Raw genomic sequence first — 14,604 nt, 5'->3', positions numbered from 1 at the left:
GTTGCTCGCCGGGCAGAGTCCGACCGTCTTGGGCCTCTCGTCAGCACGGGCGAGCTTGCCCAAATCGTGGCTAACGTCGTCAAAACCCGTGAGAAGGGCAAGGATCCGGCAACCCGCACCTTTCAGGCTATACGGATTCACATCAATCAAGAGCTTGCGGAGCTGCAAGTCGTTTTAGAGGCGGCGTTGTCGCTGTTGGAGCAAGGGGGGCGGCTGGTGGTCATCAGCTTTCATTCGCTCGAGGACCGGATCGTCAAGCGATTCATGCAGGCGCACGCCAGTACGCCTGCGCTGGATCGCCGCCTGCCGATCCGCGCCGTCGACCTGCCCAGCCCGCCGCTGAAAGTCATTGGCCGCGTGTTCGCAAGCGAAGCTGAAGTCGCCGCGAACCCGCGCGCCCGTTCTGCTGTGATGCGCGTGGCGGAGCGGATTGCGCCATGAGCCGCCTCAACATCTTCCTGCTGATTGTCGTGATGGGTTGTGCATTGTCTGTCGTCAACGCGACGAACCAGCAGCGTCAGATTTTCATCCAGTTGCAGCGCGCACAGGCGCAAGAACGCCAGTTGCAGCAGGACTACTCGCAGCTTCAGTATCAGCAGAGTGCGCTGTCGAAGACTTCGCGCATCGAAGAAATCGCCACTGACTCGCTGAAAATGCAGTCGGGCACCACCGGTCGCACCCAATACCTGACGCTTGCGCCGGGCGCAGCCACCGCTGAAGACGCGCCTGTGCCGACCTCGACGCCGGCGTCCGCTTCCGCACCGCAGGCCACCCGCAGCGGGGGCGCGCGATGAAAAAATCGTCCAGCCGCAAGAGCGTCGCTTTCTCGTCGAACCCGATCCTCTCCGTGCGCCTGCCCATGTGGCGCTCGAAGCTCGTCGTGTTCATGCTGTTCATGGCCTTCGTCGCGCTCGCCGGCCGCGCCTTCTGGATCCAGGGTCCCGGTAACGCCTTCTATCAGAAGCAGGGCGAAAGCCGCTATCAGCGCACGCTGGAACTGCCGGCCACACGCGGCAAGATTCTTGACCGCAACGGCCTCGTGCTTGCCACGAGTCTGCCGGTGCGCGCCATCTGGGCGATTCCCGAAGCCGTGCCGGACGACCTCGGCGCGGACAAGCTGGCCGCGCTCGGCAAGCTGCTGGGCATGACGAATACCGAATTGCGCACCAAGCTGTCCGAAGACAAGAACTTTGTCTACGTCAAACGTCAGGTGCCGGTCGACGTCGCCGCTCAAGTGGCGGCGCTGGAGATTCCCGGTATTTATCAGCGTGACGAATACAAGCGGTTCTATCCCGAAGGTGAGATTGCGGCGCACCTGATCGGCTTCACCAATGTCGAAGACGAAGGTCAGGAAGGCGTCGAGCTCGGCGACCAGAAGCAGCTCGTGGGCATGCCCGGGATTCGCCGTGTCATCAAGGACCGGATGGGGCACATCATCGAGGATGTCGATGAACAGGTCGTGCCGCACAACGGCCAGGACGTGGATCTGTCCATTGACAGCAAGATCCAGTACATCGCCTATACGAACCTGAAAGCCGCAGTCGAAAAGTTCAAGGCCAAGGCGGGCGCCGCCATGGTGATCGACGTGCGCACGGGCGAAGTGCTCGCGCTCGTCAACTACCCGACCTTCAACCCGAACGACCGCACGCACCTGACCGGCGACCAGTTGCGCAACCGCGTGCTGACCGACGAATTCGAACCGGGTTCGATCATGAAGCCGTTCACGGTGTCGCTCGCGCTCGATCTGCATCGCGTGGCGCCGACTACACTGGTGGATACGGGGCCGGGCCGCTTTACTCTTGACGGCGCGACGATCACCGACGACAGCGCGTTCGGCGTGCTGACGGTCGGCGGTGTGATCCAGAAGTCGAGCAATATCGGCGCGACCAAGATCGCGATGACGCTCAAGCCCGAAGAGATGTGGAATATGTATACCAGCATCGGTCTTGGCCAGGCGCCGAAAATCGGCTTCCCTGGCGCGACGGCGGGCCATCTGCGCCCGTGGAAGAGCTGGCGCCGCATCGAGCAGGCGACCATGTCGTACGGCTACGGTTTGTCGGCGTCGCTGTTTCAGCTGGCGCGCGCTTATACCGCCATCGCTCACGACGGCCAGATCATGCCGGTGACGATTTTCCGCACGCCAGGCGACCTGCCGGCCACCGGCCCGCAGATTTTCTCGCCGGTCACGGCCCGCGAGGTCCGCGCGATGCTCGAAACCGTGGTCGCGCCAGGCGGCACGTCGCCGGATGCCCAGGTGCCGGGTTACCGCGTCGGCGGCAAGAGCGGCACCGCGTATAAGCACGGCGCGCACGGCTACGACAAATCGAAGTATCGCGCGTCGTTTGTCGGCATGGCGCCGATGCCGAATCCGCGCATCGTCGTGGCTGTGTCCGTGGACGAACCGACGGCCGGCAGCCACTTCGGCGGCCAGGTGTCGGGTCCGGTGTTCTCGGCGATTGCCGGCGACACGCTGCGCTCGCTCAACATTCCGCCGGACATGCCGGTCAAACAGATGGTGGTGGAGGACGACTCGGCGCCGGCCGCGCCTGCTGCGCCGACCCTGCCTCCCGCCGCGGCGAAAAAACTCGCCACGGGAGGCGCCGCCAGGAAAATGACGATTTCCGCTAACGCGAAAAGCCATCCAGGAGTAGTTCGATGAGTGCGCTACGTAAGCAACATCCAGCGCACCGGCAGATCGCCGACGCCCTCTCGTGGCTGCACGCTCATGTGCAGCCCGCCGCGCATCTGCACGCCGACACGCGGTCGCTTGCCGCGGGCGACGTGTTCCTCGCATACGCCGTCGAAGGTGCCGACAACCGCCCGTTTATCGATAACGCCATCGAACATGGCGCGACCGCAGTGCTGTTTCAGCCCGAAGGCTTCGCCGGCAAGCCTGATCCGAAGCAGGCGCTGGCGGTGCCCCTGCTAAACGAGCTGGCAGGTTCGATCGCGAGCGCCTGGTATGGCGACCCGAGCGACGCAATGACGGTGATCGGCGTGACAGGCACCAACGGCAAGACCTCTTGCAGCCAGTGGATTTCGGCGGCGCTGACGGCGCTCGGCACGCGCTGCGCGATCATCGGCACGTTGGGTAGCGGCATGCCCGGCCAACTGGTGCATACCGGCTTCACCACGCCCGACGCGCCGCAACTGCAACGCACGCTCGCGCAGCTGCGCGACGCGGGCGCGCAGGCGGTCGCGATGGAAGTGTCGTCACATGCGCTGCATCAGGGGCGGGTGAACGGCACGGCTTTCGACATCGCCGTGTTCACCAATCTCACGCAGGACCATCTCGACTACCACCGCACCTTCGACGCTTACGAGGCCGCGAAGGCGCGTCTGTTTGCGTGGCCGGAACTGCGTTGCGCGGTGATCAATCGTGACGACGAAGCGGGTCGCCGCCTGCTGGCCAGCACGCAAGGTCACGCACGCACGCTCGCCTACGGGCTGGAAGCGCGCAGCGACGCGCCGCAAGCCGACGCGTTCCTGACGGCATCGAACGTGCGGGCGACAGCAACCGGCACGGCGTTCCATCTGAGCACCTCGGACTGGAGCGACGCCGAGGTGGAAGTGCAGACGCTCGGCGCTTTCAACGTCAGCAATCTGCTGGGCGTGCTGGGCGCACTGCTCGCAGCCGAGGTGCCGTTCGACGCCGCACTCGCCGAACTGGCGAAGCTGGAGCCCGTCAACGGCCGCATGCAGCGGCTCGGCGGCCGCTTGCAAAACGACGAGCCGCTCGTCGTGATCGACTACGCGCACACCCCCGACGCGCTGGAGAAGACGCTTGAGGCGCTGCGCCCGATGGCAGCGGCGCGCGGCGGTGAACTGATCTGCATGTTCGGCTGCGGCGGCGACCGTGATGCGACCAAGCGGCCGTTGATGGGTGCAATCGCGGAAAAGCTGGCGGACGGCGTGGTCGTCACGAGCGACAACCCGCGCAGCGAAGACCCGCAGAAGATCATCGACCAGATTGCTGCCGGGATGAAAGACGCGTCGCAGGCGCGCCGCATCGAAGATCGCGCCAGCGCCATCTTGCAGGCCATCCGCAGCGCGGCGCGTGAAGACGTCATCGTGCTGGCGGGCAAGGGGCACGAAGCAACCCAGGAAATCATGGGGAAGAAGCGCGCCTTCTCCGATCAGGATCACGCACGTCTGGCGCTTGCCGCACGCGCAACGCAAGCTCGTGGAGGTGGCGAATGACCATGTTCTCGCTGCGCGAGGCCGCCGCGCTGATTCCAGGCGCCTCCGTCCTGGGCGACGACAGCGTTATGTTCGAACGCGTGTCGACCGATAGCCGCACGGCCGGCCCGGGCGATCTGTTTGTCGCGCTCAAGGGTGAGCGCTTCGACGCGCACGACTTCTTGCCGGACGTCGCGGCACGCAAGATCGCGGCGGCGTTGTTGACGCGCGCGCCGGCCGACTGGACCGTACCCGCCTTGCAGGTGGCCGACACGCGCGTCGCGCTGGGCGCGCTCGCACGCGGCTGGCGGCGCCGCTTCAACGCGCCGCTCGTGGCGGTCACGGGCAGAAACGGCAAGACGACGGTGAAGGAAATGATCGCGTCGATCTTCGCCGCGGCCGTTGGCGCGGAGGCTCGGCTTGCGACTGCCGGCAACTTCAACAACGACATTGGTTTACCCCTGACGCTGTTCCGCCTCACCGCCGCGCATCGGCTGGCGGTGGTTGAACTGGGGATGAATCACCCGGGTGAGACGTCGGTGTTGGCGAAGCTCGCGGAGCCCACGGTGGCGGTCGTCAACAATGCGCAGCGCGAGCACCAGGAATTCATGGCAACCGTTGAAGCGGTGGCACTCGAACATGCGAGCGTGATTCACGCGCTGTCGCCGGACGGCGTCGCCGTGTTTCCCGCTGACGACGCCTACGCGAGCATCTGGCGCGTGGCGGCGACCGGCAACCGCATCGTCGATTTCGCGCTCAATTCCCCAGCGGGACTCGCTGCGCGGGGCGAGGCGGGCCGCACCACGGAAGCGGCGGTCAAAGGCACTTTCACTGGCAATCTGCTGAGCATCGACACGCCCGAAGGCCACGTCGAGGTGACGCTGCAAGTGCTCGGCGACCACAACGCGCACAACGCGCTCGCGGCAACCTCCGCGGCGCTCGCCGCGGGCGTGTCGCTGGATGCGATCAAGCGCGGACTCGAGTCGTTCGGGGCCGTGAAGGGACGTCTGCAGGTCAAGCGCGCGGCGCTCGGCGCGCTTGCCGGCGCAACGGTGATCGACGACACCTACAACGCCAATCCCGATTCCATGCGCGCCGCCATCGACGTGCTTGCGTCTCGCGCGTCACCGCGCGTGCTGGTCATGGGCGACATGGGTGAAGTCGGCGATAACGGTCCTGCGTTTCACCGCGAAATCGGTGCATACGCAAAGGAGCGCGGCATCGACGCGCTCTACGCATTGGGCGACGCCTCGCGTGACGCCTGCACGGCGTTCGGCGCGAACGCGCATCACGTCGACGAGGTCGCCACGCTCGTCGCTCAACTGCTGCAGGCCGCGCAGTCAGCCGGAAACGGCGCAGCGGCCACGTTTCTCGTGAAAGGCTCGCGTTTCATGCAAATGGAGCGCGTGGTGGACGCCGTAACGAGTCCACAACCCATCGCACCGGGCGCAGCGCCCGGTGCACATTGAACTGGAAGGACCGAAGCATGCTACTGGCGCTGGCGCAATGGCTGCAGAATGACGCAAGCTTCTTGCGCGTGTTCAGTTATCTGACTTTTCGTGCGGTGGCGGCGACCATCACCGCGCTGTTGATCGGGCTCGTCTGCGGGCCGGCGGTAATTCGCAAGCTGACCGCCATGAAGGTCGGTCAGGCCGTCCGTAAAGACGGCCCGCAAACGCATCTCGTCAAATCCGGCACGCCCACCATGGGCGGCGTGCTGATCCTGCTCGGCATCGCCGTCTCGACGCTGCTGTGGGCCGATCTGACCAATCGCTTCATCTGGATCGTGATTCTCGTCACGTTCGGTTTCGGCGTGATCGGCTGGGTCGACGACTACCGCAAGGTGGTCTATAAGGACCCGCGCGGTATGTCGTCGCGCGAGAAGTATTTCTGGCAATCGGTGATTGGTCTGTTCGCCGCGGTGTATCTCGCCTTCAGCGTGTCCGAAGCGAGCAACGTGCGCGTGTTCGATCTGTTCATGGCATGGGTGCGCAGCGGCCTGTCGATGGGCTTGCCGTCGCACGCCGACCTGATGCTGCCGTTCTTCAAGTCGATCAGCTATCCGCTCGGCGTATGGGGCTTCATCGTGCTGACGTATCTGGTGATCGTCGGCGCGAGCAACGCGGTGAATCTGACCGACGGTCTGGACGGTCTCGTGATCATGCCGGTGGTGCTGGTGGGGGCATCGCTCGGCGTGTTCGCTTATGTAATGGGTAGCTCGGTCTATTCGAAGTACCTGCTCTTTCCGCATATCGCCGGCGCCGGCGAGCTGCTGATTTTCTGTTCCGCGATGGGCGGCGCCGGTCTCGCGTTCCTCTGGTACAACACGCACCCCGCGCAGATGTTCATGGGCGACGTCGGCGCGCTGGCACTGGGCGGCGCGCTCGGCACGGTCGCGGTGATCGTGCGTCAGGAAATCGTGCTGTTCATCATGGGCGGCATCTTCGTGGCGGAGACGCTCTCCGTGATGTTGCAGGTCACGTGGTTCAAATTTACGAAGCGCCGTTATGGCGAGGGCCGGCGTCTGTTCAAGATGGCGCCGCTGCATCACCACTTCGAATTGTCCGGCTGGAAAGAGACGCAAGTTGTCGTGCGTTTCTGGATCGTCACGTTGATGCTGTGTCTGTTCGGTTTGTCCACGCTCAAGTTGCGTTAAGCAGCAAATAAAGGGAAGCAGGCGATGTTTGGCGAGAAGTTTCGGGATCGGCAAAAGCCGATGGTGCTCGTGCTGGGACTCGGTGAATCGGGTCTCGCGATGGCGCGCTGGTGCGCGCGGCACGGGTGTCGGCTGCGCGTGGCTGATACGCGCGAAGTACCGCCGAATCTGTCCGGGCTCGAAGCGCACGGAATCGACGCTGAGTTTGTCGGCGGGCCGTTTTCGCCTGTACTGCTCGAAGGCGTCGAACTGGTGGCGATCAGCCCCGGTCTGTCGCCGCTCGCCGCGGACCTGTTGCCGCTGATCACGCAAGCGCGCGAGAACGAGATCCCCGTGTGGGGCGAGCTCGAATTCTTCGCGCAAGCGCTGAAGACGCTCGGCGAGAGCGGCTATGCGCCGAAGGTGATTGCAATCACCGGCACCAACGGCAAGACCACCACCACGAGCCTCACGGGCTTGCTGTGCGAACGCGCGGGCAAGAAGGTTGCGGTGGCCGGCAACATCAGTCCGGCGGCACTCGACAAGCTCACCGAAGCGATCGACAACACCGCGCTGCCGGACGTCTGGGTGCTCGAACTGTCGAGCTTCCAGCTGGAAACCGCGCATTCGTTTGCGCCGGACGCAGCAGTCGTGCTCAACATTACGCAGGACCACCTCGACTGGCACGGCGGCCTCGATGCCTATGCTGCCGCGAAGGGCCGCATCTTCGCCGCGCAAACGGTGCGCGTGCTGAATCGCGAGGACGCACGCGTGATGGCGCTGGCGCCCGCAGCGCAGAGCGGCGCGTCCGTGATCACGTTCGGCGTCGGCGAGCCGACGCGGCCGGGCGACTACGGTTTGATGCGCGATAACGGCATCGTCTGGCTGGTCGAAGCGCACGACCGCGACGCCACCGACGAACCCACGCCGACGCGCCGTCGCAAGAACGAAACCACCGCCGCGCCGGACGTCGTACTCAAGCGCCTGATGCCGGCCGACGCACTGCGCATCCGCGGTCTGCACAACGCAGCCAATGCGCTGGCGGCTTATGCGCTGGCGCGCGCGATCGACCTGCCTGGCGCGCCGCTGTTGCACGGCTTGCGCGAATACCGTGGTGAGCCGCATCGGGTGGAGTTGATCGCGTCGATTGAAGGCGTGGACTATGTGGACGACAGCAAGGGCACCAATGTCGGCGCGACGGTTGCGGCGCTCGACGGTCTCGCGCAACGGGTCGTGCTGATCGCCGGCGGCGACGGCAAGGGGCAGGAGTTCGACCCGCTGGCCGCGCCGGTGACGCGCTGGTGCCGCGGCGTGATGCTGATTGGCCGCGACGCACCGCTGATTCGCGCCGCGCTCGAGGACACCGGCATTGCCATGACGGAGCACGCTACGCTCGAAGAGGCGACGCGCGCCGCAGCAGCACTCGCCCAACGGGGCGACGCGGTGTTGCTGTCGCCGGCCTGCGCGAGCTTCGACATGTTCAGGGGTTACGCCCATCGCGCCGCGGTGTTTCGCAGCACGGTGGAAGACATCGCGGCCGAACGGGGGACGATGATATGAGCTGGTCGGAACGCTTCGGGTCGCGCCTCGCGGGGCAGCGCGGTTCAGTCGGCGACGTGAGCGCGGGGCGCGGCGCGAGTGGTCTCGCGAGCGCAGTCAACGGCGTGCGTCCGCTGCGCTCGCGCATGCTCGACTACGACCACTCGCTGCTGTGGGTGGTGATCGCGCTGCTCGGCCTCGGTATCGTGATGGTGTACTCGGCGTCGATCGCCATGCCTGATTCGCCGAAGTACTCGTCGTATCGCGACTGGGCGTTTCTGGTGCGGCAGATCATCTTCGTGGTGTTGGGCTCGGTGATCGGCGTGATCGCGTTCCGGGTTCCGGTTTCCACATGGGACAAGTACGCACCGAAGCTGTTTCTGGTGGCGCTGGTGAGTCTCGTGATCGTGCTGATTCCGCACGTCGGAAAGGGCGTGAACGGTGCGCGCCGCTGGATTCCGCTCGGCATCACGAACATGCAGCCGTCCGAAATCATGAAGCTGGCCGTGACGATCTACGCGGCGAACTACACGGTGCGCAAGCAGGAATACATGCACAGCTTTGCCAAGGGCTTCTTGCCGATGGCCTTCGCGGTGGGCGTGGTGGGCGCGCTCTTGCTGCTCGAGCCGGACATGGGCGCATTCATGGTGATCGCGGCGATTGCGATGGGCGTGCTGTTCCTCGGCGGTGTGAACGGCAAGCTGTTCGGCGGCCTGGTTGCCACCGCGGTGGGCACATTCACTTTGCTGGTGTGGGCGTCGCCGTGGCGTCGAGAGCGGATTTTTGCTTACCTCGATCCGTGGGACGACCGTTACGCGCAGGGCAAGGCTTATCAATTGACGCACTCGCTGATCGCGTTCGGTCGCGGCGAGTGGTTCGGCGTGGGCCTTGGCGGCAGCGTGGAAAAGCTCAACTATCTGCCGGAAGCGCACACCGACTTCATCCTTGCGGTGATCGGCGAGGAGCTTGGTTTTGTCGGCGTGCTGGTGGTGATCCTGATGTTTTACTGGATCGTGCGCCGCTCGTTCGAAATCGGCCGTCAGGCGCTCGCGCTGGATCGCACGTTTGCGGGTCTCGTCGCAAAGGGTTTGGGCCTGTGGTTTGGCGCGCAGACCTTCATCAACATGGGCGTGAACCTCGGTTTGCTGCCCACCAAGGGTCTCACGCTGCCGCTCGTCAGCTACGGCGGCTCCGGCATTTTGCTGAACTGCGTGGCGGTGGCCGTGCTGATGCGGGTGGATTATGAAAATCGTGTGCTGATGCGTGGGGGGAAGGTATGACCCCCACGCAGCAGCGCACGATTTCGGCGAAGGCTAACTTCGCGCGCAAGGCGCGCGAAGTTAAGCGCAGCGGCCGGAGGCAAAACGGTTTTTCATTCATGCTGATGCGTGGGGGGAAGGTATGACCCCCATGCAGCAGCGCACACTGATGGTGATGGCCGGCGGCACCGGGGGACACGTGTTCCCGGGGCTGGCGGTCGCTCATCTGATGCAGGCGTGGGGCTGGAAAGTCGTGTGGCTCGGCAACCCGGCCGGCATGGAAGCGACCCTCGTGCCGAAACACGGCATTCCAATGGAGTACGTGCGGTTCGGCGGTCTGCGCGGCAAGGGCATGAAAACCAAGCTGATGCTGCCGGTCAATCTGCTGCGCGCCTGCGCGCAGAGCCTGAGCGTGCTGCGTCGCGTGAAGCCGGATGTCGTGCTCGGCATGGGCGGCTACATCACGTTCCCGGCTGGTTTGATGACGGCGCTGAGCGGCACGCCACTCGTACTGCATGAACAGAATTCGATTGCGGGACTTGCGAACAAGGTGCTGGCGAAAGTCGCGCGGCGCGTGCTGGTCGCGTTCCCGAATGCATTGCCACACGCCGAATGGACCGGTAATCCGATTCGTGAGGAACTTGCGCGCACATTGGCACCCAAAGCACGCTACGCCCAACGCAGCGGTCCGCTGAATGTGCTGGTGGTGGGCGGCAGTCTGGGGGCGGCCGCGCTCAATGAGGTCGTGCCGCGCGCGCTGGCCTTGCTGAATCCGCAGGAGCGTCCGCGGGTCGTGCATCAGGCAGGTGCGAAGCATATCGACGCGCTGCAGGCGAACTACGCGCAAGCGGGCCTGGAAGCCGGCGCGGATGTGCAGCTCGTGCCGTTCATCGACGACATGACGACCGCCTACGCGAACGCGGATCTGGTGATCTGCCGTTCAGGCGCAATGACGGTCGCCGAGATTGCAGCAGTAGGGGTGGCGGCGTATTTCGTACCGTTCCCGTTCGCGGTGGACGATCACCAGACAACTAACGCAGCGTTTCTCGCCAACCACGGCGCGGCGCTGCTCGTGCAGCAACGCGACCTTTCGGCGGACGGCCTCGCCGCCTGGTTGCGCAGCCAGACGCGCGAGACCCTCGCGGAGATGGCGGAGCGTTCGCGCTCGCTCGCGAAACCGGATGCCACCGAACAGGTCGCGCAGATTTGCGCCGCCGTCGCTGGCGTGGTCCCGAGCCCGAGCACTGAAGGAAGGCAACAATGAAACACATCGTCAAACATATTCACTTCGTCGGCATCGGCGGAGCAGGAATGAGCGGCATCGCCGAGGTGCTGGTCAACCTCGGTTATCAGGTGAGCGGCTCGGACCTGAGCAAGAACGCGGTGACCGATCGCCTCGCCGCGCTCGGCGCACGCATTGCGATTGGCCACGACGCGGAGAACATCGAAGGTGCGAATGCCGTGGTGGTGTCGACGGCGGTGCGCAGCGACAACCCGGAAGTGCTGGCCGCGCGTCATCGCCGCATTCCGATCGTGCCGCGCGCGGTGATGCTCGCGGAACTGATGCGCCTGAAGCAGGGCATCGCGATTGCCGGCACGCACGGCAAGACCACGACCACCTCGCTGGTGGCGAGCGTGCTGGCGGCGGGCGGGCTGGATCCGACTTTCGTGATCGGCGGCCGGCTGATTAGCGCCGGTGCGAATGCGCGTCTTGGTACGGGTGACTTTATCGTCGCGGAAGCGGACGAATCGGATGCGTCGTTCCTGAACCTGTTCCCGGTGATCGAAGTCATCACGAACATCGATGCCGATCACATGGACACCTACGGCCACGATTTCGCGCGGCTCAAGCAGGCGTTCATCGAGTTCACGCATCGGCTGCCTTTCTATGGCATCGCCGTATTGTGCGTCGACGATCCGAACGTGAAAGAGATCCTGCCGTTCGTGTCGAAGCCGATCATCCGCTACGGTTTTGCGCCGGATGCCCAGGTGCGCGCGGTGAACGTGGTGGCGCGCGACGGCAAGATGCATTTCACGGCCATGCGCGAAGACGCGGCGCCGATCGACATCGTGCTGAACCTGCCCGGCACGCACAACGTGCAGAACGCGCTGGCCGCCATCGCAATTGCGACTGAACTTGAAGTGAAAGATGCCGATATCCAGCGGGCACTCGCGGATTTCAACGGCGTAGGCCGGCGTTTTCAACGCTACGGCGAAGTGCCGGTCGTGTCCGAAGGCAAAGCAGCCGGTACGTACACGCTGGTGGATGACTACGGTCATCATCCGGTCGAAATGGCGGCGACCATCGCAGCGGCCCGCGGTGCGTTCCCTGAGCGGCGTCTGGTGCTGGCCTTTCAGCCGCACCGCTTCACGCGGACGCGCGATTGTTTCGAAGATTTTGTGAAGGTGCTGTCGACCGTCGACGCGCTCGTGCTCACCGAAGTCTATTCGGCAGGCGAAGCGCCGATCGTCGCAGCGGACGGCCGCGCACTCGCCCGCGCGATTCGCGTGGCCGGCAAGACCGAACCGGTGTTTGTGGAAACGGTGGATGAGGTGCCGGACGCGCTCGCAGCAGTCGTGCGCGACGGCGATGTGGTGATCACGATGGGCGCGGGTTCGATCGGCGGCGTGCCGGTTCGCCTCGCGCAAAACGAAGGTGTGAAATGAGCAGTATTGATACGGCGCAACTCGCAAAGCAATTCGGCAAGGTGGCAGTGCTGCTCGGCGGTGAGTCCGCCGAGCGCGAAGTGTCGCTCAATTCCGGTCGGCTCGTGCTGCAAGGATTGCGCGAGGCGGGCATCGACGCCCATCCGTTCGACCCCGCCGAGCGTCCGCTCGCGGCGTTGAAGGAAGAGGGCTTTGTGCGCGCGTTCAACGCGCTGCACGGTGGTTACGGCGAGAACGGCCAGATTCAGGGCGCCCTCGACTTTTACGGAATTCGCTATACCGGCAGCGGCGTGCTCGGCTCGGCGCTAGGGCTGGACAAGTTCCGCACCAAGCTCGTGTGGCAGCAGCTCGGCGTGCCCACGCCGCCGTTCGAGGCGGTGCTGCGCGGCGACGACTATGCGGCGCGCGCAGCGGACATCGTCGCGAAGCTTGGCTTGCCGCTGTTCGTCAAGCCCGCAAGCGAAGGCTCGAGCGTGGCGGTGATCAAGGTGAAGAGCGCCGAGGCGTTGCCCGCCGCGCTCGAAGAAGCGGCGAAGTTCGACACGATCGTGGTGGTGGAAAAGAGCATCGAAGGCGGTGGCGAATACACCGCGTGCATCGCGGGCGATCTGGATCTGCCGGTGATCCGCATCGTGCCGGCCGGCGAGTTCTACGACTATCACGCGAAGTACGTGGCGAACGACACCCAGTATCTGATTCCGTGCGGCGTGGCCCCGGCCGAGGAAGCGCGTCTGAAGAAGCTGGCGCGCCGTGCGTTCGACGTGCTCGGCTGCACCGATTGGGGCCGTGCCGATTTCATGCTGGACGCACAGGGCAATCCGTATTTCCTGGAAGTGAACACGGCACCCGGCATGACCGATCACTCGCTGCCGCCGAAAGCGGCACGCGCGGTCGGCATCAGCTACAAGGATCTGGTCGTGAGCGTGTTGGCGCTCACGCTGAAGGACTGACGCAACGGTTATGTGGAACAACGTTCGCCAGCTCAATTTCGCCACCAACGCGCTGCATGCGTTGCTGGTGCTCGTGCTGCTGGCGGCTGGCGGTCTCTGGCTGATTCAGCGGCCGAACTTTGCGTTGCGCGAAATTCTGATTGACGGCGACACGGAGCACATCAATTCGCCGACGGTACGTGCGAGCGTGGTGGGGCGCCTGAAGGGCAACTTCTTCACCGTGGATCTGGATTCGGCGCGCCAGGCCTTCGAACAGATGCCGTGGGTGCGTCATGCGAGTGTGCGGCGCGTCTGGCCGAATGCGTTATCTGTCACGCTGGAAGAGTACAAACCGCTGGGTACGTGGGGCAGTGATCAACTGGTGAGCGTGGACGGCGATCTGTTCACGGCGAACCAGGGCGAACTGGAAGCGGACTTGCCGGCCTTCGATGGTCCGGACGGCACCGCCAAGGAAGTGGTTGCGCGCTACCGCGACTTCACGAAGTGGTTTGCGCCGCTGGGTGCGACGCCAGAAGAGGTGACGCTGTCGCCGCGCTACGCCTGGACGGTGAAGTTGTCGAACGGCATGCAGGTTGAACTGGGGCGCGAGCGTAACCCGCAGACGCTGTTGGATCGTAGCCGGCGCCTCACGGCGGCGTGGGCGGCAGTGACGCAACGTTGGGGGAAGGATATCGAGTATGCGGACTTGCGCTATCCGAACGGTTTCGCGATTCGCGCAGCAGGGATGCGCTTTATCACCGAACCCGACAAGGGCAAGAAGTAACAGGACATCACACGCAATGAGCACGCTATGAGTAAAGACTACAAAGATCTGCTGGTCGCCCTCGACATTGGGACGTCGAAGGTCGTGGCCATCGTCGCCGAGCTGAAAGGCGAAGGTCACTACGAAGTGATCGGCCTCGGCCAGAGCGAATCGAAGGGGCTCAAAAAAGGCGTGGTGGTGAACATCGAGGCCACCGTGCAGTCGATTCAGCGCGCGCTCGAAGAAGACTTGCCCGCGTTCGACGGTCCGGACGGTACGGCAAAAGAGGTGGTCGCGCGTTATCACGACTTCCAGAAGTGGTTTGCGCCGCTAAACGCGACGCCCGAAGAAGTCACGCTGTCGCCGCGTTATGCGTGGACGGTGAAGCTGTCGAACGGCACGCAGGTGGAACTTGGCCGCGAACGCAATCAGGACACGCTGCTCGATCGCAGCAAGCGTCTGACGGCGGCGTGGAGCGCGGTGACGCAACGCTGGGGAAAGGATATCGAGTATGCGGACTTGCGCTATCCGAACGGTTTCGCGATTCGTGCCGCTGGCATGCGCTTTATCAGCGAACCCGACAAGGGCAAGAAGTAAACGGACATCACACGCAATGAGCACGCTATGAGTAAA

The 14,604-nt window shown here is 64.4% G+C and carries 12 protein-coding genes and 2 pseudogenes; all 14 read left to right on the top strand.

Annotation, left to right across the window (positions count from 1 at the left end; all coding sequences use genetic code 11):
* Positions 1 to 441 (top strand): 16S rRNA (cytosine(1402)-N(4))-methyltransferase (mraW, locus tag VGH41_RS00070; protein WP_331595260.1); only part of this gene is annotated, 441 nt, incomplete at its 5' end.
* Positions 438 to 794, top strand: coding sequence for a cell division protein FtsL (gene ftsL, locus VGH41_RS00065; protein ID WP_331595259.1), 357 nt, complete (start codon positions 438 to 440; stop codon positions 792 to 794). The genes mraW and ftsL, both read left to right, overlap by 4 nt.
* On the top strand, positions 791 to 2,659 hold the full coding sequence (locus VGH41_RS00060) for a penicillin-binding protein 2 (RefSeq protein ID WP_331595258.1): 1,869 nt from the start codon (positions 791 to 793) through the stop codon (positions 2,657 to 2,659). Before ftsL ends, VGH41_RS00060 begins: the two co-directional genes overlap by 4 nt.
* A complete protein-coding gene (locus VGH41_RS00055; RefSeq protein ID WP_331595257.1) occupies positions 2,656 to 4,200 on the top strand; it encodes a UDP-N-acetylmuramoyl-L-alanyl-D-glutamate--2,6-diaminopimelate ligase in 1,545 nt (514 codons plus the stop codon). The genes VGH41_RS00060 and VGH41_RS00055 overlap by 4 nt, the downstream gene beginning before the upstream one ends.
* A complete protein-coding gene (locus VGH41_RS00050; protein WP_331595256.1) occupies positions 4,197 to 5,648 on the top strand; it encodes a UDP-N-acetylmuramoyl-tripeptide--D-alanyl-D-alanine ligase in 1,452 nt (483 codons plus the stop codon). The genes VGH41_RS00055 and VGH41_RS00050 overlap by 4 nt, the downstream gene beginning before the upstream one ends.
* Before the next feature lie 17 nt (positions 5,649 to 5,665).
* Positions 5,666 to 6,835: a phospho-N-acetylmuramoyl-pentapeptide-transferase gene (mraY, locus tag VGH41_RS00045; protein WP_331595255.1), complete on the top strand. Its 1,170-nt coding sequence runs from the start codon at positions 5,666 to 5,668 to the stop codon at positions 6,833 to 6,835.
* Between the two features lie 24 nt (positions 6,836 to 6,859).
* Entirely contained in the window at positions 6,860 to 8,374 is a 1,515-nt protein-coding gene (murD, locus tag VGH41_RS00040) for a UDP-N-acetylmuramoyl-L-alanine--D-glutamate ligase (protein ID WP_331595254.1), read from the top strand.
* Positions 8,371 to 9,633, top strand: a complete 1,263-nt coding sequence (gene ftsW, locus VGH41_RS00035) for a putative lipid II flippase FtsW (protein WP_331595253.1) — start codon at positions 8,371 to 8,373, stop codon at positions 9,631 to 9,633. The genes murD and ftsW overlap by 4 nt, the downstream gene beginning before the upstream one ends.
* Positions 9,634 to 9,754: 121 nt before the next feature.
* Entirely contained in the window at positions 9,755 to 10,876 is a 1,122-nt protein-coding gene (gene murG / locus VGH41_RS00030) for an undecaprenyldiphospho-muramoylpentapeptide beta-N-acetylglucosaminyltransferase (RefSeq protein WP_331595252.1), read from the top strand.
* Positions 10,873 to 12,279 (top strand): UDP-N-acetylmuramate--L-alanine ligase, encoded by a 1,407-nt coding sequence (gene murC, locus VGH41_RS00025; RefSeq protein ID WP_331595251.1) that lies wholly within the window; start codon positions 10,873 to 10,875, stop codon positions 12,277 to 12,279. Before murG ends, murC begins: the two co-directional genes overlap by 4 nt.
* Positions 12,276 to 13,229: a D-alanine--D-alanine ligase gene (locus VGH41_RS00020; RefSeq protein ID WP_331595250.1), complete on the top strand. Its 954-nt coding sequence runs from the start codon at positions 12,276 to 12,278 to the stop codon at positions 13,227 to 13,229. Before murC ends, VGH41_RS00020 begins: the two co-directional genes overlap by 4 nt.
* Before the next feature lie 10 nt (positions 13,230 to 13,239).
* Positions 13,240 to 13,992 (top strand): cell division protein FtsQ/DivIB, encoded by a 753-nt coding sequence (locus tag VGH41_RS00015; protein WP_331595249.1) that lies wholly within the window; start codon positions 13,240 to 13,242, stop codon positions 13,990 to 13,992.
* Positions 13,993 to 14,019: 27 nt separating this feature from the next.
* Positions 14,020 to 14,217: pseudogene (locus VGH41_RS00010) on the top strand (cell division protein FtsA); the annotation flags it as partial.
* Positions 14,215 to 14,568: pseudogene (locus VGH41_RS00005) on the top strand (cell division protein FtsQ/DivIB); the annotation flags it as partial. The pseudogenes VGH41_RS00010 and VGH41_RS00005, both read left to right, overlap by 3 nt.
* Positions 14,569 to 14,604 lie beyond the last annotated feature (36 nt).

Source organism: Paraburkholderia sp., assembly GCF_036488795.1.
In the GTDB taxonomy this organism is placed as follows: domain Bacteria; phylum Pseudomonadota; class Gammaproteobacteria; order Burkholderiales; family Burkholderiaceae; genus Paraburkholderia.
This window is presented reverse-complemented; position numbering and strand designations above follow the sequence as displayed.